We start from the raw sequence: 21,207 nt of genomic DNA on the forward strand, positions 1-21,207 counted from the left end.
CCGCGCGATCACTTCGCGCGGCAGCGGCGGGCGGGTGATGATGCCCGCGATCAGCTTCATGATGGCGATCGCCAGGTTCACCCCACCGGCGAGCAGGACGGTCAGGGTGCTTTCGCCGCCGGAGTTCCCGGGTTCCTCGCTCACTCTGGTGAGCGTAGTGCTCAGAGGCGCTGCAGGCCGTTCAGAACGCGTTCCATGAGCGCCATCGCGGGCCGGCCGTCGGCGCCGGTCCGGCTGTCGTGAATGGTGACCAGGCCCTGCTCGGCCATGTCGTCCAGCAGGACGCGCACGACGCCGAGGGGCACGCTCAGCGTGGCCGCGACCTCGGCGACCGAACGCGGGTGCAGGCACAGCGAGTGCACCGAGCGGAACTCCCCGGTCAGCCGGGCGCCGTCCCAGTGCGCCCCGGCGCGCGTCGAGACCATCGCTTCGATCGCGAGGTGCCGCCGCGACTGCGTCCGGCCGCGCGTGAGGACGTACGGGCGGACGAGGGTGCGCTGGATGGGGACGTAGTCCGCCGCGGGCCGCTCGGCGGGTGGGGGGTGGAGTGCGTGTCGGCCGGTCGTCGTGGTCCGCCGGTCCTGGGCCATCCGTGCCGCCCCCTGATCCCGTGATCGTCAATGGTGCCCTCGCTGGCAACGGCGGCGGCGAGGAAAGGCCAGGATACGCCGCTTGTCCAGGGTTCAGGCCGTTGTTTCTCCTTAACCCGATGGGCCATTGCGGTGATTATCATGAACATTTTTCAAGAAAACGATTACCGCGACGAAATCCCAGCTAGCGGGCCTGAAGGACAGGACAAACTTGTGACAACGGGTAGCGGATTGGCTACCAGGGCATCAATCTTTCCGATCACGAAAACGGCCCCGGTCAGGCGTGCAGACCGGGGCCGTGCGTTCTCGGGAAATGTGTCACTCCTCCGCGAGTGACGGCGCTCCGAGCGGGATCGGCTTCGGTTCCGGCTTGCGCTTGACCGACTCCAGCAGCATCTGCGCGACGTCGACGATCTCGACCTTCTCGCTCGCCGAGCCATCGCTCTGCCGCGCGGTCAGGCCGTCGTTCAGCATCACCTTGCAGAACGGGCAGCCGGTGGCGATCTTCGACGGCGCGGTGCCGAGCGCCTCGTCGACGCGCTCGACGTTGATCCGCTTGCCGATCTTCTCTTCCATCCACATCCGCGCGCCGCCGGCGCCGCAGCACATCGACTTGTCGCCGTGCCGCGGCATCTCCCGCAGCTGCGCGCCGGTGGCGCCGACCAGCTCGCGCGGGGCCTCGTACACCTTGTTGTGGCGGCCGAGGTAGCACGGGTCGTGGTAGGTGACGTCCTCGGCGACCGGCGCCACCGGCACCAGCTGCTTCTCGCGGACCAGGCGGTTCAGCAGCTGGGTGTGGTGCACGACGTCGAACTGGCCGCCCAGCTCCGGGTACTCGTTGGCGAGCGTGTTGAAGCAGTGCGCGCAGGTCACGACGACCTTGCGGGCCTTGCGCTCGCGGCCCTCGAACACCGAGTTCAGCACCTCGACGTTCTGCTGGGCCAGCATCTGGAACAGGAACTCGTTGCCGGCGCGGCGGGCCGGGTCACCGGTGCAGGACTCCTCCGAGCCGAGCACGGTGTACTTGACGCCCGCCATGTGCAGCAGCTCCGCGACCGCCCGCGTCGTCTTCTTCGCGCGGTCCTCGAACGCGCCGGCGCAGCCGACCCAGAACAGGTACTCGGCGTCGCCGAGGTCGCCGTCGAACACCGGGACCTCGAAGTCGAGGTCCTCGGTCCAGGCCAGCCGGTCCTTGGCGTTCTGGCCCCACGGGTTGCCCTTGTTCTCCAGGTTCTTGAACATGCCGTTCAGCTCGCTGGGGAACGACGACTCGATCATCACCTGGTAGCGGCGCATGTCGACGATGTGGTCGACGTGCTCGATGTCGACCGGGCACTGCTCGACGCAGGCGCCGCAGCTGGTGCAGGACCACAGGACGTCGGGGTCGATGACGCCGCCGTCGTCGCCGATCAGCGCCTTCTGCGACTCCGCGATCGCGAGGACGTCGATGCCCGCGTACATGTTGTCGCCGGACAGGCCGATCTCGTCGCCCGCCATGTCCCGCTTGCCGCCGGCCAGCAGGTACGGCGCCTTCGCGTAGGCGTGGTCACGCAGCTGCGTGATGACCAGCTTCGGCGACAGCGGCTTGCCGGTGTTCCACGCGGGGCACTGCTCCTGGCAGCGGCCGCACTCGGTGCACGTCGAGAAGTCCAGCCAGCCCTTCCAGCTGAAGTCCTCGATCTTGCCGACGCCGAAGGTGTCCTCGTCGGGGTCGGCTTCCTCGAGGTCGAGGACCTTGCCGCCGCTCATCATCGGCTTGAGCGCGCCGAGGGCGACACCGCCGTCGGCCTCGCGCTTGAAGTAGATGTTGAAGAACGCGCTGAAGCGGTGCCAGGCGATGCCCATGGTCATCGTGCGCGCGACGACGATCAGCCAGACCGTGGCGCTCATCAGCTTGACGAACGCGAAGATCGTGACCAGGTTCGGGCTGGCCGGCAGCAGCTGGCCGATCGGGTTCGAGACGAAGGACGCCCACAGCGGCCCCTCGTGCGTGTTCAGCGCGGACTTCGCGGCGCGGACGCCGATGATGCCGATGCCCTCGATCAGGACGACGGCCTCGATGAAGTACGCCCACTTGAAGTTGGAGCCGGCGAAGCGCGACTGGCGGTCGGCGCGGCGCGGGTGGTTGCGCTGGCGGATCGCCATCAGCACCAGGATGCCGACGATCGTGCCGAGCCCGAGCAGCTCCATGAGCAGCTGGAACGGCGGGAAGTCGTCGAGGACCGGCCAGCCCCAGGTCGGGACGAAGACCTCGCCGTAGGCTTCGAACAGGGCGAGCGAGCCGAGCAGGAAGCCCCACATCACCAGCCAGTGGGCGGGGCCGACGCTGCGCTTCCGGTTCATCCGCGTGTGCGCGGCGAACTCCTTGATCAGCGTCTTCATGCGCGGCATGAACGGCCCGTTGCGCGTCGAGTCGGGCTGGCCGAGGCGGATCACCCGTACGAAACGGGCGATGGTCGCGGCGAACATGCCCCAGGCGACGAGGCCGAGCACGACGGAGATCCCGCCGAGCGTCAGTTGCAGAGCGCCCATCGTTCGGGTGCCTTTCGTCCGGGAAAAACTGTGGTGGTGCCGGGAGACTAACCGTCCTTACTGATGAGTAACCCGTTGAGGCGCCCTAAGTCCCACCGATGTGGTGTACGTCGCTCTTTGTTTTGGGACGATCGTTCAGGTAGTTTTCACCCTATGGTGAAGCTCCAAGTCGACGGCCGGAAGGCGCGGGGCGAGAAGCGGCGCACCGAACTCATCGAGGCCACGTTGCGGATCATCGAGCGCGACGGCGTCGCGGGCGTCACGCACCGGACGGTCGCGGCCGAGGCCGGCGTCCCCACGACGTCCACGACCTACCACTTCTCGTCGCTGGACGACCTGCTGGTCGCGACGCTCATCTCGTGCGCCCGCGACATGGCGACCGAGGTCTACTGGATGATCGACCGGGCGCGCTCCCGCGGGTCGCGGGGCGCCGAGGAGGTCGCGGCCCTGCTGGCCGAGGCGCTCGGGCCACGGCGCGGGCGCACGATGGCGGAGTACGAGCTGTACCTGCTGGCCGCCCGCAAGCCTGAGTTGCGTCCGGCCGCGCGCCGCTGGCTGGACGTCCTGACGTCGATGGTCCGGCACGACGACGAAGTGGCGTTCCGGGTGTTCCTGGCAGGCATCGACGGGCTGCTCATCCAGGGCCTGATCGACGACGAGCCGCCGTCGGCCGAGGAACTGCGGCCGGTGGTGGACTACCTGCTGAAACCGCGTTGACGGCTGCCTTAGTTTCGGATCATGCGGACCTATGGCGACTACGAACTCGACGACGACCGCGCGCGGCTGGACCTCGACGTGGTGTGGAAGTTCCTCTCCACCGAGGCCTACTGGGGCCGCTGGCGCACGCGTGAGCAGGTCGAAGCCGCGATCGACGGCTCGTGGCGGGTCGTCGGCGCCTACCGCGGCGGCTCGATGGTCGGGTTCGCCCGCGCGTTCTCCGACGGCGTCTCGTCCGCGTACCTCGCCGACGTCTTCGTCGTCGGCTCCGCCCGCGGCAGCGGCCTCGGCAAGGAGATCGTGCGGGAGATGATCGACCACGGCCCCGGGGCGCAGTTCCGCTGGATGCTCCACACCGCCGACGCGCACGGGCTGTACCGGCAGTTCGGCTTCGCCGAGCACACCAAGGGGCACTACCTGGAGCGGGAGGGGCCCAACGCGGCGAACTTCGTGGGCTGACGCCGCGCCGGGCCCGCTCCGGGGAGCTCAGCCCTTGTTCTCGTAGACCGGCGTGATCACCGCGCGGGCCAGGGTGTGCCCGAACATGTTGAAGCCGAGGAACGCCGGCGTCGCGTCCTCCGGCACGTCCAGCTTGTCCAGGTCGAGGGCGTGCACGGCGAAGTAGTAGCGGTGCGGGCCGTGCCCGGGCGGGGGCGCGGCGCCGAGGAACCGCTTGACGCCGCCGTCGCCCTTCAGCGTCACCGCGCCTTCGGGGAGGCCGGAGCCGTCTCCCGCGCCGGACGCCAGCTCCGTCACCGAAACCGGGACGTTGAACACCGCCCAGTGCCAGAACCCGCTGCCGGTCGGGGCGTCCGGGTCGTAGCAGGTGATCGCGAAGCTCTTGGTCTCCGCCGGGAAGCCGTCCCACGCCAGGTGCGGCGACCGGTCCTCGCCACCGGCCCCGAAGATGCCGGACAGGTGCGGCGTGGCCAGGGTTTCGCCGTCGGCGACGTCGTTGCTGCGGAGGGTGAAGGACGGCACGTCGGGCAGGGATTCGTACGGGCCGGGTGCTTGCGGCATGGATCCTCCTGATCACGGAACTGGAGACTTGCGCCAGGTTAGGCCCCGGACACCACCCCTGCGCCTCAGGGCGGGATCTCAGGGTCTTTCGGGGGGTTACCCCCATGTACCGCCCGCGCACCCCGTCATAACGTTTCTCACGCAGGGGAAACAACACTGAGGGGACCAACGACCATGGCGCGCCCGCTTCTGGCTCTGGGAGGCATCGTCCTGATCGGCGTCGGCCTGGCGACCGCGCTCGGGTGGGGCTGGGGTTCGGACTTCGAAAACACCGACACCCTTTCGCAGACCATCCGCAGCGTGAAGCTGGAGGCCGACTCCGGGTCGGTGAAGGTCCGCACCGGTTCGGGGGCGGCCACGGTGCACGAAGAGGTGGGCTACCACTGGCGCAGCAAGCCGGCCGGGCCCTTCTACCGCGTCGACGGCGACCAGCTGGTGCTCGGTTCGTGCGGGACCAACTGCACGGTCGACTTCGAGGTCGTCGTGCCCGAGGGGGTGCCCGTCACGGGGAACATCGACTCCGGCGGGCTGGACGTCGCCGGGATGTCGACTGTGGACGTTCAGGTCGATTCCGGGCACGCCCGCGTCGAGGACGTCCCCGGCGCGGTGCAGCTGCGGATGGACAGCGGTTCGATCGACCTGCGGGACGTCGGTGCCGTCCGGTTGCAGAGCGAGTCCGGCAGCATCACCGGCGACGACGTGCGCGGTCCGGTCGACGCGACGTCGTCCAGCGGCAGCGTCGAATTCACGCTGGCGCAGGCGAACGACGTCAAGGTGCACGCCGAGAGCGGCAGCATCGACCTGAAGGTGCCGGGCGGGCCGTACCGCGTCCAGGGGGACAGCGACAGCGGGCACCGCGACATCGGCGTCCAGGTCGACGGTTCCGCTCGGCACCTGCTGGACCTGACGACCGAAAGCGGCAGCGTCACGGTCCGCGCGGCCTGACCTTTTCCTACTACGGGGGCATTTCCGATGGGCAGGATCGAACGGCGCGTGCTGGTGGCCGCGCTGCTGGGGGCGCTCGCGATGTTCGGGTTCGCGGGCTTCACGCGGGACGCGCAGCCGGAAACGCCGGCGCAGGGGGTGCCGGTCACCGCGGATTCCCACTATCGAGTGACTTCCTGGGTCGGTACCCCAGCAGAAGTCGTTGTGCGGCAAGGAAATCCCGATTTCTTCCTCTCCTCCTGGACGGCCCGCCGCTCCTGAACTGTCGGGGGTCGCTGTTAGGAAGGAAGCACGCCGAAGGCCGGCGTGCAGGGGAGGAAACAGATCATGGACGTGCGCCGGGTCGCCGCGATCATCGCGGCGGTCGTGGTCATGGCGGGGGTACCGGCCGTCGCTTCGGCGTCGGTCTTGACGTGGCGGGCGTGCGCCACGCAGCAGGAGCCGTCGGCGGAGTGCGCGACGATCGAGGTGCCGATCGACCGCGCGCGGCCGGAGCTGGGGCCGGCGCGGCTCGCGCTGGCCCGGCTGCCCGCGCGCGATCCGTCCCACCGGATCGGCTCGCTGCTGGTGAACCCGGGCGGGCCAGGCGGCTCCGGCGTCGGGTTCGCGCAGTTCGGCGGGCTGGCCTCACCGGAGCTCGCGCAGCTGCGGCAGCGCTTCGACGTCGTGGGGTTCGACCCGCGCGGCGACTGGTCCAGCACGCCCCGCATCACCTGCGACGCGGCGACGCTGTTCGACCCGGCGCTGGACCGGTTCCCGTCGACGCGGGCGGGGTTCGACGCGCTGGTCGCGCACAACCGTAAGGCGGGCGCCGACTGCCTGGCCCGCACCGGGCCGCTGCTGGCGCACGTGGACAGCCGAAGCGCGGCCGAGGACATCGAGACGATCCGGGCGGCGCTCGGCGAGTCCGAGATCTCGTGGCTGGGCCTCTCCTACGGCACCGAGCTGGGCACGATCTACGCGTCGAAGCACCCCGGCCGGGTGCGGGCGATGGTGCTCGACGGCGCGATCGACCACGCGCGGCCGATGACCCAGGCGATCCTCGAGGAGGCCGCGGCCACCGAGGACGCACTGGTCCGGTTCGCGGACTGGTGCCGCGCTTCGGCCGGCTGCGCCTTGCGCGGCCAGGACGTCCTCCGCTTCTACGACGACGTCGTGGCCAGGGCGGCGCGCGGCGGGATCTGGTCGAGCGACCTGGGGCGTCCCGCGACGGCCGACGAGGTCTCGGCGGGCGTGTACGGCCACCTCTACCTGCGCGACGATTGGCCCGCGCTGGGCAAGGACCTGGCCGCCGCGGGTAGTGAGTTCCCGGACGCGCGCGGGCTGACCCAGCGGAACCAGTTCGGGTCCGAGAGCTACGCGGCCTACCGGGTGATCGGCTGCCACGACTTCCCGTCGCCGTTCACCGGTCCGTCGGAGATGGCGTGGACGGCCCGCCTGGTCCGCGCGGCGGCCCCGCACAGCTGGCGGTACTCGGAGTACTGGGACTTCGCCGGCGGGTGCACCGGCTGGCCAGTCCCGGCGAAGAACCCACCACAGCCGCATCCGGTACGCGGCGCCCCGCCGATCCTGGTCGTGGGCGGCGCCCATGATCCGGCGACGCCGCTGGCCTGGGCCCGCGGCCTGGCGGCGAGCATCGAGGGAGCGGCCCTGCTGACGCGCACCGACGACGGCCACACGGGGCTGTTCAACTCCGCGTGTGCGCGGGCGGCCGAGGTGGCGTACCTGGTCGACGGGGTCGTCCCTGGTCGTGGGGCGGTGTGCCGGTGAGCTGCTCACGTGAGCGGCGTCACAGCCGATCCGGGCACACTCGGTCGCCGGACCCGGGAACAAGAACCCGAGCCGCCTCGTTAGGCTGGGTACAGAGGTTGAGCGCAGTCGACTCAAGTCCGGCTTGACGGGGTGCGCGAAGGCCCGATAAAACTTGCCAGGGCCTCGCTCAAGGCGAGAACGAACCTGCAGGTCACGAACATAGCAGCCGTACACAGGAGGAAGCACCATGGCGCGAGCGGTCGGCATCGACCTCGGCACGACCAACTCGGTCGTCGCCGTCCTTGAGGGCGGCGAGCCGACGGTCATCGCCAACTCGGAAGGCTCCCGGACCACCCCTTCGATCGTCGCCTTCGCCAAGAACGGCGAAGTGCTGACCGGCCAGCCGGCGAAGAACCAGGCCGTCACGAACGTCGACCGGACGATCCGGTCCGTGAAGCGGCACATCGGCACCGACTGGAAGACCGAGATCGACGGGAAGAACTACACCTCCCAGGAAATCAGCGCGCGCGTGCTGATGAAGCTGAAGCGCGACGCCGAGGCGTACCTGGGCGAGACGATCACCGACGCGGTCATCACCGTCCCGGCGTACTTCGAGGACGCCCAGCGGCAGGCCACCAAGGAAGCCGGCCAGATCGCCGGCCTGAACGTGCTCCGCATCGTCAACGAGCCGACCGCCGCCGCGCTGGCGTACGGCCTGGACAAGGGCGAGAAGGAGCAGACCATCCTGGTCTTCGACCTCGGTGGTGGCACCTTCGACGTCTCGCTGCTGGAGATCGGCGAGGGCGTCGTCGAGGTCCGCGCCACCTCCGGTGACAACCACCTCGGTGGTGACGACTGGGACGAGCGCATCGTCAAGTGGCTGGTCGACAAGTTCAAGGCCACGAACGGCATCGACCTGACCAAGGACAAGATGGCGCTGCAGCGCATCCGCGAGGCGGCGGAGAAGGCGAAGATCGAGCTGTCCAGCTCGAACTCGGCCAGCATCAACCTGCCGTACATCACCGTGGACGCGGACAAGAACCCGCTGTTCCTCGACGAGACGCTGTCGCGCGCCGAGTTCCAGAAGATCACCTCGGACCTGCTCGACCGCACCAAGGCGCCGTTCAACAACGTCATCCGGGACGCGGGCATCTCCGTCGGCGACATCGACCACGTCGTGCTCGTCGGTGGTTCCACCCGCATGCCGGCCGTCGCCGAGCTGGTCAAGGAGCTGACCGGCGGCCGCGAGCCGAACAAGGGCGTGAACCCGGACGAGGTCGTCGCGGTCGGCGCGGCGCTGCAGGCCGGTGTGCTGAAGGGCGAGGTCAAGGACGTCCTGCTGCTCGACGTGACCCCGCTGTCGCTGGGCATCGAGACCAAGGGTGGCGTCTTCACCAAGCTCATCGAGCGCAACACCACGATCCCGACCAAGCGCTCGGAGATCTTCTCCACCGCGGACGACAACCAGCCGTCGGTGCAGATCCAGGTGTTCCAGGGTGAGCGCGAGATCGCCGCGCACAACAAGAAGCTCGGCATGTTCGAACTGACCGGTCTCCCGCCGGCCCCGCGTGGCGTGCCGCAGATCGAGGTCACCTTCGACATCGACGCCAACGGCATCGTGCACGTGACCGCGAAGGACCTGGGCACGAACAAGGAACAGTCGATGACGATCACCGGTGGCTCCGCGCTGCCGAAGGACGACATCGAGCGCATGGTCAAGGACGCCGAGGCCCACGCCGAGGAAGACAAGAAGCGCCGCGAGGAAGCGGAAACCCGCAACCAGGCGGAGACGCTGGTCTACCAGACCGAGAAGTTCGTCAAGGACAACGACGACAAGCTGCCCGAGGACCTCAAGGGCAAGGTCAAGTCCGCGATCGACGAGGCCAACGAGTCGCTCAAGGGCACGGACTCGACCAAGATCCGCGAGGCGATCGAGAAGCTGAACGCCGCTTCGCAGGAGCTGGGCACCGCTCTGTACGCCAACGCGAACGCCGCTCAGCCGGGTGCCGAAGGCGCCGCGGGTGCGGGGGCGGCCGGGGACGCCGGTGCGGCCGGCGGCCAGGCCAAGGCCGATGACGTGGTGGACGCCGAGATCGTCGAAGAGGACCCGAAGAAGTGACCCACAGCTACGACGAATCCGAGAACCAGGGCCGAGGCCCCGAGGAGCCGGTGGTCGTGCGGGACCGTCGCCGGGTGGACCCCCAGACCGGGCAGGTCCGCCCGCCCGGTCCGGCCCACGCGGCGCCGGACCCCGACGAGGCGCCCGTGGAGCACGCGGGCCCCTCGCTGGGTGAGTCCATTGTGGACGATTCGGTGTCGGTCGTCTCCGACGTGGAGAAGGAGCTGGCCGAGCGCACCGCCGACCTCCAGCGCCTGCAGGCCGAGTACGCCAACTACCGCAAGCGCGTCGAGCGTGACCGCGAGGCGGTCGTCATCGGCGCGAAGGCGACGGTGGTGAACGACCTGCTGCCGCTGCTCGACGACCTCGAGCGGGCCGAGCAGCACGGTGACCTCACCGGCGCGTTCAAGGCGGTCGGCGACAAGCTGATCAGCGGTCTGCAGCGCGCGGGCCTGGAGTCGTTCGGCGCCGAGGGCGAGCCCTTCGACCCGAGCGTGCACGAGGCCGTGCAGCACAACACCTCGCCCGACGTGGCGGGCCCGACGGTCACCGTGGTCATGCGCCGCGGGTACCGCTTCGGCGACCGCGTACTGCGGGCCGCGCTGGTCGGGGTGACCGACCACGAGCCCGGTGCGGCCCCGTCCGTCGGTGGCGAGCTGCCACTCGACGGCGGAGCCGATGAGCAGCAGCAGTAAGAGGAACCAAGTGGGAGGAGGAGACGCCCGATGAGTGCACGGGAATGGATCGGTAAGGACTTCTACCGTGAACTGGGCGTCTCCTCCGACGCCACCGCGGACGAGATCAAGAAGGCCTACCGGAAGCTGGCCAAGGAGAACCACCCGGACGCGAACGCCGGCAACGCGCAGGCGGAGCAGAAGTTCAAGGCGGTCTCCGAGGCCTACGGCGTGCTCTCCGACGCGAGCAAGCGCAAGGAGTACGACGAGGCGCGGCGCCTGTTCGGCGGCGGGGGTGGCTTCAACTTCCCCGGCGGCGGCGGTGGCGGCAGCTTCGACATGGGCGACATCTTCGGCCAGGCCGGCGCCGGTCAGCAGGGCGGTTTCGGCGGGCTCGGCGACATCCTGGGCGGGATCTTCGGCCGCGGTCGGTCGTCGGCGGGCGCGACGGCCAACCGGCCGCAGCGCGGCGCGGACGTCGAGACGGACGTCCGGATCGACTTCGTCGAGGCGGTCAAGGGTGCGACCCTGCCGCTGCGGCTGTCGAGCCCGGCGACCTGCGCAACGTGCAGCGGCAACGGTGCCCGGCCGGGGACGTCGCCGCGGACCTGCCCGACCTGTTCCGGGTCCGGGCTGGTCAGCCGCAGCCAGGGCGCGTTCGCGTTCTCGGAGCCGTGCCGCGACTGCCGCGGCCGCGGGACGATCATCGACGACCCGTGCCCGGAGTGCGGCGGCGAAGGCATCAGCACGAGGACGCGCACGCTGACCGTCCGGATCCCGCCGGGCGTCGACGACGACCAGCGCATCCGGCTGGCCGGCCAGGGCGAGCCGGGCCGGGGCGGTGCGCAGGCGGGCGATCTGTACGTCCGGGTGCACGTGGCTCCGCACGCGCTGTTCGGGCGCAAGGGGCTCGACCTGACGATCACCGTGCCGGTGGACTTCACGGAACTGACGCTCGGCACCACGATCACGGTGCCGACGCTGGAAGGCAAGGTCTCGCTCAAGGTGCCGCCGGGCACGGCGAGCGGACGGGTGCTGCGCGTGCGCGGCAAGGGCATCGCCAAGCGCGACGGTTCGCAAGGTGACCTGCTCGTCACCCTCCAGGCGGCGATTCCCGCCAAACTGGACGACAAGGCGCGCGAAGCACTGCAGGCGTACGCCGAGGCGATGGCCGGGCACGACCCCCGGCCCGAGATCACCGAGCTGCTGCAAGGTAGGTGAGAGTGGTGTTCGGCGGGATTCCCCAGGAAGGGGACGAAGAGACCCCGGTGTTCGTCATCTCGGTGGCGGCCCAGCTCGCCGGGATGCACGCGCAGACGTTGCGCACGTACGACCGGCAGGGCCTGGTGTCACCCGGCCGCACCCCCGGCGGCGGCCGGCGCTACTCGATGCGGGACATCGCACTGCTGCGCGAGGTCCAGCGCCTCTCGCAGGAGGACGGCGTGAACCTGGCCGGCATCAAGCGCATCATCGAGCTGGAGAACCAGGTGGACGCGCTCCGAGCACGCATCACCGAGCTGACGGAGGAACTGGCCGCGGCCTACGTCGCGGCAGAACAGGCAACAGCGGCGGCGCACGCGTCGTACCGCCGAGACCTGGTCCCCCTCAACCAGCAGACGGCAATGGTGGTCTGGCGCCCCAAGCGCCGCTGACCCCAACGCGACGAAGGCCTCCCCGGGCAACCGGGGAGGCCTTTCGCGCGCTTGGCGACGCTTTCGGCCCAGGGCACCCGCTGGCCAGCCGCGGCCGCAGGGGTCGATTTCCAGCGGCGGCTGATGGGCGCCGCCGACGGCGGTGGTTTCGCCGCCGCGCGGTCCGGCGGCTGATGGGCTCCGCCGCCGGTGGGCCGGGAGCGTCGCTGCGAAGTCCCGGGATGGGCCGCGAGCAGTCCCTCCCGGCTGCTCGCGGCCGCGCCGCGGGGACTATGCCTTCACGTTCAGGAGCTGCTTCACCTCGGCCGTCCGGGACTCGATCACTCGGCGGGCCAAATCGCGGGCCTGGGCGTTCACTCCGCCGTTCGGGCCGTTCTCCGTCTGGGCCAGCTCGACCGCTGCCTGCTGCTGTCCCGTCAGGACGTCCAGGAACCGGCGGGTGAACTCGGCGTCGGCCGCCGTTCGGAGGGCTCCCACCAGGTCCGGTGACGTCATCTTCATTCCGCCGTGGCCGGCGTGGGCCTCCGGGGCCACCGTCTCCGGCTCGTTCCACTCGCGGAGCCAGCGGCGCATGTCGTCGACCTCGGTCTGCTGGGTCACCTCGATCGCTGCCGCCAGCTCCTTCAACGCGGCCGGGACCGGGCGGGCCGCCGCCAGGCGGACGATCTCGATCCCCTGCTGGTTCTGGGGAATCAACATCTGCAGGAACATCACGTCGGCCGCGTTGTGCTGGGGCGGGGCCGCCGTCGCGCAGCTGGTCAGGAGCAGCGCGACGACGGCCAAGACCACTCTCACTGGCGCTGCCAGAGCGCCGGGGTGTTCGGCGGCTCCCAGCCCGCGATCGCCGTGTGCGGCTGGAGGCAGCGGTAGGTCGCGCCGCCGTACGTCACGACGTCGCCCGCCTTGTACGCCGTTCCCGCCGACCAGGTTCCGCCCGTCGGCGGCTTGGTGGTCGTCGTGGTGGGCGGCGGGGTTGTGGTGGTCGGGGGCGGCGTGGTGGTCGTCGTCGGCGGTGGGGTGCCGCCTCCGCCGACCTGGAGGTCGACACAGCTGTAGAACGCGTTGCTCGTGTCCGAGATGTTCCAGATCGCCAGCACCTTGATCCGGCCCGAATACCCGGCCAGGTTCACCGTGTGCGACAGCGTGGGCGGCGGCTGCTGGTTGTTGCCGTTGAACACCGCGACGCGGGTGCCACCGACGTAGTACTCGTAGTTCGACGTCGAGTGCCGGGCGGTGAACACCCAGTTGAACGTCACCGTGCTGCCGACCGACTTGGCCGGCCACGGCTTCGACTCGTCGGTCAGCTCGGCGAACTGCGACAACCCGCCGTTGCAGCTGCGCAGCCCCTTCGGTCCTTCGACGCTCTGCGGCTCGTAGACGATGCTGCCGCAGTTGGGGACCTTCCCGGCCGCGCAGTTGGCCTGCCGGCTGGGCGGGTCGGACACGTAACCGTGGGCGCTCGCGGAAGTGGCGGGGAGGACGACGACCAGCACCGGCGCGAGCAGGGCTCCGGCAGCGGCCGCGAAGAGCTTTCGTTTCCAGGTCATTTCGGCTCCTCGAAGGGGAACAGCGTTGTTCCGGAGGGGAGGACGAACGAGCACATCCGGGGAAGATGTGGTCTAGACCATAAGTCGATTCGGGCACAACGGTCAACGAACTACCGCCGTTCGACGAGTTCGCTGCTCCACTCGGCTCAGTGCGAAGGTCGGGACCGGCTGCTGCAGGCGTTCGCCGGAGAGGGTCCCTTCGGCGCTCAGTCCAGGGTGAAGGGGTCGTACGATATTCGCTCCAGCTCGATCCCCCTGGCCAGCAGCTTCGCCACGGTCGCCTGGATCATCGGCGGCGAACCGGACACGAGCACCTCGTGGTTGCGCCACGTGCCACGCTGCGTCACGGCGTGGGCGAGCGTGCCGCGGTCGCCGCCGGCCAGGGCGCCCTCCTCGGTGACCGGGGTGACCGTCAGCCACTTCGACGTCGCGGCCAGCCGGCGCAGCTCCTCCAGTGCGTACAGGTCCTCCGGCCGTCGGCCGCCGAAGAACAGGTGCACCGGCGGGTTCCGCTTCCAGCGGGACAGGTCGTCGAGGATCGCCAGCAACGGCGTGATCCCGGTGCCGCCGCCGATCATCAGCAGCCGCCGTTTCGTCGACGTCGGGCGCACGTTCAGCACGCCCATCGACGGCCCGAGGCGCCAGACGTCGCCCGGTTTGGTGTGGTTGACGATGCTGCCGCTGACCCAGCCGCCGGGCACCGCGCGCACGTGGAAGGTGAGCTGGCCGTCTCCACGCGGCGCGTTGGCCGGCGAAAGGTACCGCCAGAACCGTGGCCGTTGGGGCACTTCCACGCTCACGTACCCGCCGGCGCGGTACGGCAACAAACCTTCGGTGCGCACCTTCACCAGTGCGACGTCGCGGCTGAGTTTCCGGTGTTCGAGCACGGTCGCCGACCACGCCGCCGGCCCGGTTTCCGCCTGGGCGGCTTCGCGCATCGTCTTGGCGATGAGCCCGTAGGCCGACGTCCACGCCGATTCGACTTCGGTGGTCCACTTCTCCTTGAGAAATCGTTTCAACGCGGCGATCAGCGCGACGCCGACCGCGTCGTAGTGGCGGGAGACGACGGCGAATTTCCGGTGGTCGCGGCCCAGTTGCCCCAGGAAGGTGACCAGCTCGTCGGGCCGGTCGACCATCTGCACCACATACACCAGCGCCCGCAGCAGCCTGCTCCGCTGCGTCGTCATGGTCACCGGGAACAGCTCCCGGCAATCGGGGGCGACCACGAACAACGCACCGTAGAAGTACTGCGCCAGTTCATCTGCTTTCGGTTCGACCTCCGCAAAACTTTCACGAATCAACCGGGCCATCTCTCGACCTTCCACGGCCGAAACGGGCAGCGTCTCGGGCATGGTGGAGATCTTCACGGATTCAGCACTCATCGGGAACGGTAATCTCCAGTCGTGCCAAGGTTTTCGCGCCGTGCATGCGGCGTCGCTGTGGCGGTGCCGCCCCCGAGGGTTCCCGACTGTAGGCGAATTCCCGTGCAGATGCGCGTGATTCCGCGCGTTCCCGCTCGAACGGAGCAATTCAGGTACGCCCGGTCAACCCCGCCTGTCGCAGCGTAAAAATGATCACGACGTCGGATTCATCCGTTACTGGTTGCCGATTTCCGAAGCATAACGAAACCATTCACCGGACGGCGGATTGCCGTGGCTAGTCGATCGTGAACGGGTCGTACTGGATCTGGTCCAGGGCGCTGCCCGCCACCAGCATCCGCGACACCGTCGCCCGGATCATCGCCGGCGAGCCGGACACCAGGATGCGGTGGCCGGGCCAGGAGCCGTACCGCGTGACGGCTTCGGCCAGCGTCCCCTGCTCGAACCCGGGGACGTCGCCGCCGCGCTCGACGACCGGTGTGACGGTCAGCCAGGGGTTCGTCGCGGCGAGCGCGCGCAGCTCTTCGAGGTCGTAGAGGTCCTCGCGGGCGCCGCCGCCGTAGAACAGGTGCGTCTTCGGGTTCTCGCCCCACAGCGCGAGGTGGTCGAGGATCGCCCGCAGCGGCGCCACCCCCGTTCCCCCGGCGACCATCAGCACGGCCCGCGAGGCCTCGCGGTCGACCGTCATCCGGCCCAGCGGCGGGCCGAGCCGCCAGACGTCCCCGGGCTGCGTGTGGCTGACGATCGCGCGGGACACCCAGCCGCCGTCGATCGCGCGGACGTGGAACTCGATGCCGCCGTCCTCGCGTGGCGCGTTGGCCGGCGAGAGGTACCGCCACAGCCGTGGCCGCTGCGGCACTTCCACGCTGACGTACTGGCCGGGGTGGTACGGCACCGGCTGGTCGGGCACCAGCCGCACCAGCGCGAGGTCCCAGGTCAGCCGCCGGTGCTCGACCACGGTGGCCGACCAGGACGGCGGGTTCGTGTCCGACGCGGCCGCGTCCTGCATGGCCCGCGCGGCGATGGTGAACGCCTCGGCCCAGGCCCGTTCGACCTCCGGTGTCCACGCCGGGCCGAGGTGGTTCTTGAGCGACGCCAGCAGCGCCGTCCCGACCGCTTCGTAGTGCCGCGGCACCACGCCGAACTTGCGGTGGTCGCGGCCCAGCTGGCGCAGGAACGGCGCGAGGTCGTCGGGCCGGTCGACCATCTGCACGATGTGCACCAGCGCGCGCACCAGCCTGCCGCGCTGGATCTCCATGTTGATCGGGAAGAAGTCGCGCGTGGTCGGGGCGAGGGTGAACAGCATCCCGTAGAAGAACTGCGAGATGTCCGCGATGTACGGCTCGGACCTGGCCCAGCTGTCCCGGATGAGCCGGACCATCGCGGTCACCGCCGCGGGGGCTTCCCGCGGGGCCGACGACCTGGGGAGCGGGCTGACGGAATCGGCTGTCATGAGGGGTTGTTCACGGGTCGGGGACCGCCTCCTGGGTCCTTCGCCACTGCTGCCACCTCGTCACTCAACGTCACTCGCCTGCGGTGCGCGCACCGCCCGTCCGCAGGGTAGCCGCCGGGCGCCCTTTTGCCCGCATTGTTGCTCCGACCGGGTGTATTACCGCGTGGGGGACCTCACCGGCCAGATGGTTGTCCGCGCAAGTGTCCGGCAATATACTTGTATGGCGCAACCAAGGAGGTGCCGAATGGGCTTCGACAACACCGACGACGACGTCCGGGTCGAGCTCATGCGGGAGCTGAAGACCGCTTCCCAGCTGCAGCACGCCTGGATCATGCAAGTCTGGCAGAGCGAGCCCGGGCTGCACCCGGCGGCCGCGATGCTGCTGTCCGACCTGGCGAAGAACGGCGAGACGCGGCCGTCCGAACTCGCGAAACGCCGGTTCGTCGACCTTTCGGTCGTCAGCAGGCAGATCGCCCAGCTCTCCGCGGCCGGGCTGGTCGACCGCCGCCCCGCTCCCGAAGACGGCCGGGCGTCGCTGGTCAGCGTGTCCGAGAAGGGCCGGGCCGAGCTCGCCCGCTGGCGCGCCAACTACATCGAGTTCATGGAGAAGGCGCTCGGCGGCTGGGACGACGAGCGCGTCACCGACCTCACCGCGCGGCTGGCGGAGATGAACACCGATCTCCGACGCGCGCTCGGCAGCGACGCCTGCCTGGCTGACACGAACAAGTGACACCGCGGCCGAGAGGCACACCGCAAGTGTCCCTTGGCCTTGGGGAAAGTGTCCGTTCGGTCCTGACTTGACGGCATTCATCAGGGTTAACGTCGGTGGGTGACGCGTGACCGGGTCGCACTGCTGTGCGCGCTGGGAATCGACAACTTCGGCTCAGGTCTGTTCCTCCCGTTGGCGCTGGTCTACGTGACGCAGGTGGTCGGCGTGCCGCTGGCCGTCGCCGGCACCGCCGTCACCCTCGGCGCCATCGGCGGGCTCGTCGTGCCGCCGCTCGCCGGCCGGCTCGTCGACCGCGTCGGGCCGCGGGCCGTCGTGATCTGCGCCCAGCTGCTGCAAGCCGCGGGCGTCGGGGCCTACGTCGTCGCCGGCAGCGCGGGCCCGGTGGTGGTCGCGGCCGTCCTGTCGTCCGCCGGGCAGCAGTTCTTCTACAGCTCCCTGTACGTGCTCATCGCCGACGTCGCCGGCGACGGGCCCAAGGACCGGCCGTTCGCCGAGGTGGGGATGGTGCGGGCCGCGTCCTTCGGCCTGGGCGGGCTGGTCGCGGGGGCGTTGCTGACGTGGCTCGGGAACGCCGGCTACCGCATCGCGCTCGCCGCGGACGCGCTGACGTTCTTCGTGGCCGCGCTGATCCTCGTCTTCTTCGTCCGGCTCGCGCGGCCGCGCCGGCCGGTGCGCGAGCGGTCGGTCCGGGTGCTGCGCGACCGGCCGTACCTCGCCCTCATCCTGTTCAGCGGGCTCTTCGGGCTCTCGCTGGACTTCTTCCTGATCGGCACCCCGGTGTTCGTGCTCGACCGGCTGCACGGGCCGGCCTGGCTGCCGGGCACGATCCTCGCCCTGCTGACCGTGCTGACCAGCGTCGGTGGCACGATCGCGCTGCGGCTCACCGCCCGGCTGACGCGGATCGCGGCGATGCGCGTGGGCTCGGCGCTGTTCTCCGCGTGGTGCTTGGTCAGCCTGGGTGTGCTGCTCGTGCCGCAGGGCTGGCAGGTGGTGTACCTGCTGGGGTCGACGCTCGTGTTCGCCGCCGGCGACCTGGTGTTCGGGCCGCGGTCGGGGGCGCTCGCCGAGGCCGCGGCACCTCCGGTCGCCCGCGGACGTTATCTCGCTGCGTACCAGTACGCGTTCACCGTGGCGCAGGTGATCGCGCCCGCCGTGGTGGCCTTGTTCTCGGTCGCCGACTGGTTACCCTGGGTGCTGGTCGGGGCGTGCGCCGGTCTCGCCGTGGCCGGGCTCGGCACCCTCGGCTCGCGGCTCCCGGCGAGCGCTGTGGCACCCGGCCGAAGTTGAGCGGAACAGACTCAAGTTTTCCTGCGTTAGAGATAGTGACGGGTCACGGTCAGGCCTGTCACCAGGACTTTCTCGCAGTACCGAGCATGAGGTGAGGGATGGACGCTTTCAACCCGACCACGAAGACCCAGCAGGCGATCTCGTCCGCGGCGCAGGCGGCCACCATGGCCGGCAACCCGCACGTGTCGGCCGCCCATCTGCTGGGCGCCCTGCTGGCGCAGGGTGAGGGGCTGACCGCACCGCTGCTGACCGCGGTCGGGGCCGACCCGGAGGTGGTGCACAAGGAGCTCGAACCGCTCATCGCGGCGCTGCCGTCCGCGACCGGCGCGACCGTGTCGAGCCCGCAGTTCGACACCTACGCCGTGAAGTCGCTGACGCGCGCCCAGAAGCTCGCCACCGAGCTGGGTGACGAGTACGTCTCGACCGAGCACCTGCTCGTCGGGCTCGCGACCGAAGGCGGCCAGGTCGCGGACCTGCTCAAGCGCCACGGGGCGACGCCGGACGCGCTGCAGGAGGCGTTCGCCAAGGTCCGCGGCTCGGCCCGGATCACCAGCGCGGACCCCGAGAGCACGTTCAAGGCGCTCGAGAAGTACGGCGTCGACCTCACCGAGCGCGCCCGCGCCGGCGAGCTCGACCCGGTCATCGGGCGTGACACCGAGATCCGCCGCGTCGTGCAGGTGCTGTCGCGGCGCACGAAGAACAACCCGGTCCTGATCGGCGAGCCGGGCGTCGGCAAGACGGCCATCGTCGAAGGGCTGGCCCAGCGCATCGTCGCCGGGGACGTGCCTGAGTCGCTGCGCGGCAAGCGCGTCGTCGCCCTCGACCTCGGGTCGATGGTGGCCGGCGCGAAGTACCGCGGCGAGTTCGAGGAGCGGCTGAAGGCCGTGCTCAAGGAGATCACCGACTCCGCGGGCGAGGTCATCACCTTCATCGACGAGCTGCACACGATCGTCGGCGCCGGCGCGACCGGCGAGGGCGGCGCGATGGACGCGGGCAACATGATCAAGCCGATGCTCGCCCGCGGCGAGCTGCGGATGGTCGGCGCGACCACGCTCGACGAGTACCGCCAGCACATCGAGAAGGACGCCGCTCTGGAGCGGCGCTTCCAGCAGGTGCTCGTCGGCGAGCCGTCGCCGGAGGACACCATCGCGATCCTGCGCGGGCTGAAGGAGCGCTACGAGGTGCACCACGGTGTCCGGATCACGGACGCCGCGCTGGTCGCCGCCGCGACGCTGTCCGACCGCTACATCACCGCGCGCTTCCTGCCGGACAAGGCGATCGACCTGGTCGACGAGGCCGCGTCGAAGCTCCGCATGGAGATCGACTCGCGGCCGGTGGAGATCGACGAGGTCGAGCGGGCGGTCCGCCGGCTCGAGATCGAAGAGATGGCGCTCGCGAAGGAGAGCGACGCGGCCTCGAAGGAGCGGCTCAACGCCCTGCGTGCGGAGCTGGCGGAGAAGCGCGAGACGCTGACCGCGCTGACGGCCCGCTGGCAGAACGAGAAGGGCTCGATCGAGCGCGTCCGCGAGCTCAAGGAGCAGCTCGAGCAGCTGCGCGGCGAGTCCGAGCGCGCCGAGCGCGACGGCGACCTCGGCAAGGCCGCCGAGCTGCGCTACGGCCGGATCCCCGCGCTGGAGAAGGAGTTCGAAGCGGCCACCGCGGCGAGCGAGGCCAGCCAGCAGAACGTGATGCTCAAGGAGGAGGTCGGCGCGGACGACGTCGCGGACGTGGTCAGCGCGTGGACCGGCATCCCGGCGGGCCGGCTCCTGGAAGGCGAGACGGGCAAGCTGCTCCGGATGGAGGAGGAGCTGACCCGGCGCGTCATCGGGCAGGCCGAGGCCGTGCAGGTCGTCGCGGACGCGGTGCGCCGCGCCCGGGCCGGCGTCGCCGACCCCGACCGGCCGACCGGCTCGTTCCTCTTCCTCGGCCCGACCGGCGTCGGCAAGACCGAGCTGGCCAAGGCCCTGGCCGAGTTCCTGTTCGACGACGAGCGCGCGATGCAGCGCATCGACATGAGCGAGTACGCCGAGAAGCACTCGGTGGCGCGCCTGGTCGGCGCCCCGCCGGGGTACGTCGGCTACGACCAGGGCGGCCAGCTGACCGAGGCCGTCCGGCGGCGCCCGTATTCGGTCGTGCTGCTCGACGAGGTGGAGAAGGCCCACCCCGACGTCTTCGACGTGCTGCTGCAGGTCCTCGACGACGGACGGCTGACCGACGGCCAGGGCCGGACGGTGGACTTCCGCAACACCATCCTGATCCTGACGTCGAACCTCGGCTCGCAGGCCATCGCCGACCCGTCGCTCGACGAGCGGCAGCGGCGGGACGCGGTGCTCGACGTGGTGCAGCGGCAGTTCAAGCCGGAGTTCCTCAACCGGCTCGACGACATCGTCGTGTTCCACTCGCTCGGCACCGAGCAGCTGACGTCCATTGTGGACATCCAGGTCGCCCGGCTCGCCAAGCGGCTGGCCCAGCGGCGGCTGAACCTGGAGGTCACCGACGGCGCCCGCGAGTGGCTCGCCCTCAACGGCTTCGACCCGATCTACGGCGCCCGCCCGCTGCGGCGGCTGGTCCAGTCGGCGATCGGTGACAAGCTGGCGAAGGAACTGCTCTCCGGCGAGATCCGGGACGGCGACACCGTGCGCGTCGACGGCCCGGACCTGGAGACCGGCGACTCGCTGACCGTCACCCGGGTCTGACCGGTCGTGAAGGCCACCTCACCCGAGGTGGCCTTCACGGCTGTCCACAGTGGTTCGTGCCGATTTGTCGACCCGCGACCGAGCAAAATGCTCCGAATGGGCCCGGCGACACGG

Annotated in this window: 20 protein-coding genes; 13 read left to right on the forward strand and 7 right to left on the reverse strand. The window is 70.1% G+C overall.

The genetic code is table 11. From position 1 onward, the window contains the following. Positions 1-161 precede the first annotated feature (161 nt). Together ACWDN5_RS18955 and ACWDN5_RS18960 are read right to left on the reverse strand one after the other, a co-directional pair. Positions 162-590 (reverse strand): DUF742 domain-containing protein, encoded by a 429-nt coding sequence (locus ACWDN5_RS18955; RefSeq protein WP_310969589.1) that lies wholly within the window; start codon positions 588-590, stop codon positions 162-164. 318 nt (positions 591-908) lie between these two features. Then, positions 909-3,122, reverse strand: coding sequence for a (Fe-S)-binding protein (locus ACWDN5_RS18960; protein ID WP_449677225.1), 2,214 nt, complete (start codon positions 3,120-3,122; stop codon positions 909-911). Between the two features lie 156 nt (positions 3,123-3,278). Between ACWDN5_RS18960 and ACWDN5_RS18965 the strand changes: the two genes are divergently transcribed. Next, on the forward strand, positions 3,279-3,839 hold the full coding sequence (locus ACWDN5_RS18965; RefSeq protein WP_167384557.1) for a TetR/AcrR family transcriptional regulator: 561 nt from the start codon (positions 3,279-3,281) through the stop codon (positions 3,837-3,839). 21 nt (positions 3,840-3,860) lie between these two features. Further along, the gene (locus tag ACWDN5_RS18970) at positions 3,861-4,298 is read left to right on the forward strand and encodes a GNAT family N-acetyltransferase (RefSeq protein WP_310969587.1); all 438 of its coding nucleotides are present in this window, start codon (positions 3,861-3,863) and stop codon (positions 4,296-4,298) included. 27 nt (positions 4,299-4,325) lie between these two features. Here ACWDN5_RS18970 and ACWDN5_RS18975 read toward each other — a convergent pair whose 3' ends face one another. After that, on the reverse strand, positions 4,326-4,859 hold the full coding sequence (locus tag ACWDN5_RS18975) for a YbhB/YbcL family Raf kinase inhibitor-like protein (RefSeq protein ID WP_449677226.1): 534 nt from the start codon (positions 4,857-4,859) through the stop codon (positions 4,326-4,328). A 174-nt stretch (positions 4,860-5,033) separates the two neighbouring features. Here ACWDN5_RS18975 and ACWDN5_RS18980 point away from each other — a divergent pair, with 174 nt between their 5' ends. From ACWDN5_RS18980 to ACWDN5_RS19015, 8 genes are all read left to right on the forward strand, one after another. After that, positions 5,034-5,804: a DUF4097 family beta strand repeat-containing protein gene (locus tag ACWDN5_RS18980; protein ID WP_449677227.1), complete on the forward strand. Its 771-nt coding sequence runs from the start codon at positions 5,034-5,036 to the stop codon at positions 5,802-5,804. A 27-nt stretch (positions 5,805-5,831) separates the two neighbouring features. Beyond that, positions 5,832-6,065: a hypothetical protein gene (locus ACWDN5_RS18985; RefSeq protein WP_449677228.1), complete on the forward strand. Its 234-nt coding sequence runs from the start codon at positions 5,832-5,834 to the stop codon at positions 6,063-6,065. Positions 6,066-6,131: 66 nt separating this feature from the next. Beyond that, complete coding sequence (locus tag ACWDN5_RS18990; protein ID WP_449677229.1) at positions 6,132-7,574, forward strand: alpha/beta hydrolase; 1,443 nt, start codon at positions 6,132-6,134, stop codon at positions 7,572-7,574. 229 nt (positions 7,575-7,803) lie between these two features. After that, a complete protein-coding gene (gene dnaK, locus ACWDN5_RS18995) occupies positions 7,804-9,675 on the forward strand; it encodes a molecular chaperone DnaK (RefSeq protein ID WP_449677230.1) in 1,872 nt (623 codons plus the stop codon). Continuing rightward, positions 9,672-10,370, forward strand: coding sequence for a nucleotide exchange factor GrpE (gene grpE / locus ACWDN5_RS19000; RefSeq protein ID WP_310969581.1), 699 nt, complete (start codon positions 9,672-9,674; stop codon positions 10,368-10,370). The genes dnaK and grpE overlap by 4 nt, the downstream gene beginning before the upstream one ends. Positions 10,371-10,400: 30 nt before the next feature. After that, entirely contained in the window at positions 10,401-11,570 is a 1,170-nt protein-coding gene (dnaJ, locus tag ACWDN5_RS19005) for a molecular chaperone DnaJ (protein ID WP_310969580.1), read from the forward strand. Between the two features lie 5 nt (positions 11,571-11,575). After that, a complete protein-coding gene (locus tag ACWDN5_RS19010; protein ID WP_310969698.1) occupies positions 11,576-12,001 on the forward strand; it encodes a heat shock protein transcriptional repressor HspR in 426 nt (141 codons plus the stop codon). A 51-nt stretch (positions 12,002-12,052) separates the two neighbouring features. After that, positions 12,053-12,175: a hypothetical protein gene (locus tag ACWDN5_RS19015; RefSeq protein ID WP_449677231.1), complete on the forward strand. Its 123-nt coding sequence runs from the start codon at positions 12,053-12,055 to the stop codon at positions 12,173-12,175. A gap of 96 nt (positions 12,176-12,271) precedes the next feature. Here ACWDN5_RS19015 and ACWDN5_RS19020 read toward each other — a convergent pair whose 3' ends face one another. From ACWDN5_RS19020 to ACWDN5_RS19035, 4 genes are all read right to left on the reverse strand, one after another. Continuing rightward, the gene (locus ACWDN5_RS19020) at positions 12,272-12,796 is read right to left on the reverse strand and encodes a DUF305 domain-containing protein (RefSeq protein ID WP_310969579.1); all 525 of its coding nucleotides are present in this window, start codon (positions 12,794-12,796) and stop codon (positions 12,272-12,274) included. Next, positions 12,793-13,548, reverse strand: coding sequence for a lytic polysaccharide monooxygenase (locus ACWDN5_RS19025; protein WP_449677232.1), 756 nt, complete (start codon positions 13,546-13,548; stop codon positions 12,793-12,795). The genes ACWDN5_RS19020 and ACWDN5_RS19025 overlap by 4 nt, the downstream gene beginning before the upstream one ends. Positions 13,549-13,754: 206 nt before the next feature. Beyond that, positions 13,755-14,858, reverse strand: coding sequence for a globin domain-containing protein (locus tag ACWDN5_RS19030; RefSeq protein ID WP_449677261.1), 1,104 nt, complete (start codon positions 14,856-14,858; stop codon positions 13,755-13,757). Positions 14,859-15,204: 346 nt separating this feature from the next. Next, positions 15,205-16,380 (reverse strand): globin domain-containing protein, encoded by a 1,176-nt coding sequence (locus ACWDN5_RS19035; RefSeq protein ID WP_310969577.1) that lies wholly within the window; start codon positions 16,378-16,380, stop codon positions 15,205-15,207. 244 nt (positions 16,381-16,624) lie between these two features. Between ACWDN5_RS19035 and ACWDN5_RS19040 the strand changes: the two genes are divergently transcribed. The 3 genes from ACWDN5_RS19040 (at position 16,625) to clpB (ending at position 21,093) form a co-directional block, all read left to right on the forward strand. Continuing rightward, entirely contained in the window at positions 16,625-17,110 is a 486-nt protein-coding gene (locus tag ACWDN5_RS19040; RefSeq protein ID WP_449677233.1) for a MarR family winged helix-turn-helix transcriptional regulator, read from the forward strand. A 99-nt stretch (positions 17,111-17,209) separates the two neighbouring features. Further along, positions 17,210-18,397 carry an MDR family MFS transporter gene (locus ACWDN5_RS19045; protein WP_449677234.1) on the forward strand — a complete coding sequence of 396 codons (1,188 nt, stop codon included), beginning with the start codon at positions 17,210-17,212 and terminating at the stop codon, positions 18,395-18,397. Between the two features lie 98 nt (positions 18,398-18,495). Then, positions 18,496-21,093: an ATP-dependent chaperone ClpB gene (clpB, locus tag ACWDN5_RS19050; protein ID WP_310969574.1), complete on the forward strand. Its 2,598-nt coding sequence runs from the start codon at positions 18,496-18,498 to the stop codon at positions 21,091-21,093. Positions 21,094-21,207: the final 114 nt, after the last annotated feature.

It is taken from the genome of Amycolatopsis sp. NPDC003731, assembly GCF_053586895.1.

What these genes read in the sequence shown, in the direction of transcription:
- ACWDN5_RS18955 (WP_310969589.1), bottom strand. Translation starts at nt 590, where the DNA reads ATGGCCCAGGACCGGCGGACCACGACGACCGGCCGACACGCACTCCAC.
- ACWDN5_RS18960 (WP_449677225.1), bottom strand. Translation starts at nt 3,122, where the DNA reads ATGGGCGCTCTGCAACTGACGCTCGGCGGGATCTCCGTCGTGCTCGGC.
- ACWDN5_RS18970 (WP_310969587.1), top strand. Translation starts at nt 3,861, where the DNA reads ATGCGGACCTATGGCGACTACGAACTCGACGACGACCGCGCGCGGCTG.
- ACWDN5_RS18975 (WP_449677226.1), bottom strand. Translation starts at nt 4,859, where the DNA reads ATGCCGCAAGCACCCGGCCCGTACGAATCCCTGCCCGACGTGCCGTCC.
- ACWDN5_RS18980 (WP_449677227.1), top strand. Translation starts at nt 5,034, where the DNA reads ATGGCGCGCCCGCTTCTGGCTCTGGGAGGCATCGTCCTGATCGGCGTC.
- ACWDN5_RS18985 (WP_449677228.1), top strand. Translation starts at nt 5,832, where the DNA reads ATGGGCAGGATCGAACGGCGCGTGCTGGTGGCCGCGCTGCTGGGGGCG.
- ACWDN5_RS18990 (WP_449677229.1), top strand. Translation starts at nt 6,132, where the DNA reads ATGGACGTGCGCCGGGTCGCCGCGATCATCGCGGCGGTCGTGGTCATG.
- dnaK (WP_449677230.1), top strand. Translation starts at nt 7,804, where the DNA reads ATGGCGCGAGCGGTCGGCATCGACCTCGGCACGACCAACTCGGTCGTC.
- dnaJ (WP_310969580.1), top strand. Translation starts at nt 10,401, where the DNA reads ATGAGTGCACGGGAATGGATCGGTAAGGACTTCTACCGTGAACTGGGC.
- ACWDN5_RS19025 (WP_449677232.1), bottom strand. Translation starts at nt 13,548, where the DNA reads ATGACCTGGAAACGAAAGCTCTTCGCGGCCGCTGCCGGAGCCCTGCTC.
- ACWDN5_RS19030 (WP_449677261.1), bottom strand. Translation starts at nt 14,858, where the DNA reads ATGGCCCGGTTGATTCGTGAAAGTTTTGCGGAGGTCGAACCGAAAGCA.
- ACWDN5_RS19035 (WP_310969577.1), bottom strand. Translation starts at nt 16,380, where the DNA reads ATGACAGCCGATTCCGTCAGCCCGCTCCCCAGGTCGTCGGCCCCGCGG.
- ACWDN5_RS19040 (WP_449677233.1), top strand. Translation starts at nt 16,625, where the DNA reads ATGGGCTTCGACAACACCGACGACGACGTCCGGGTCGAGCTCATGCGG.
- clpB (WP_310969574.1), top strand. Translation starts at nt 18,496, where the DNA reads ATGGACGCTTTCAACCCGACCACGAAGACCCAGCAGGCGATCTCGTCC.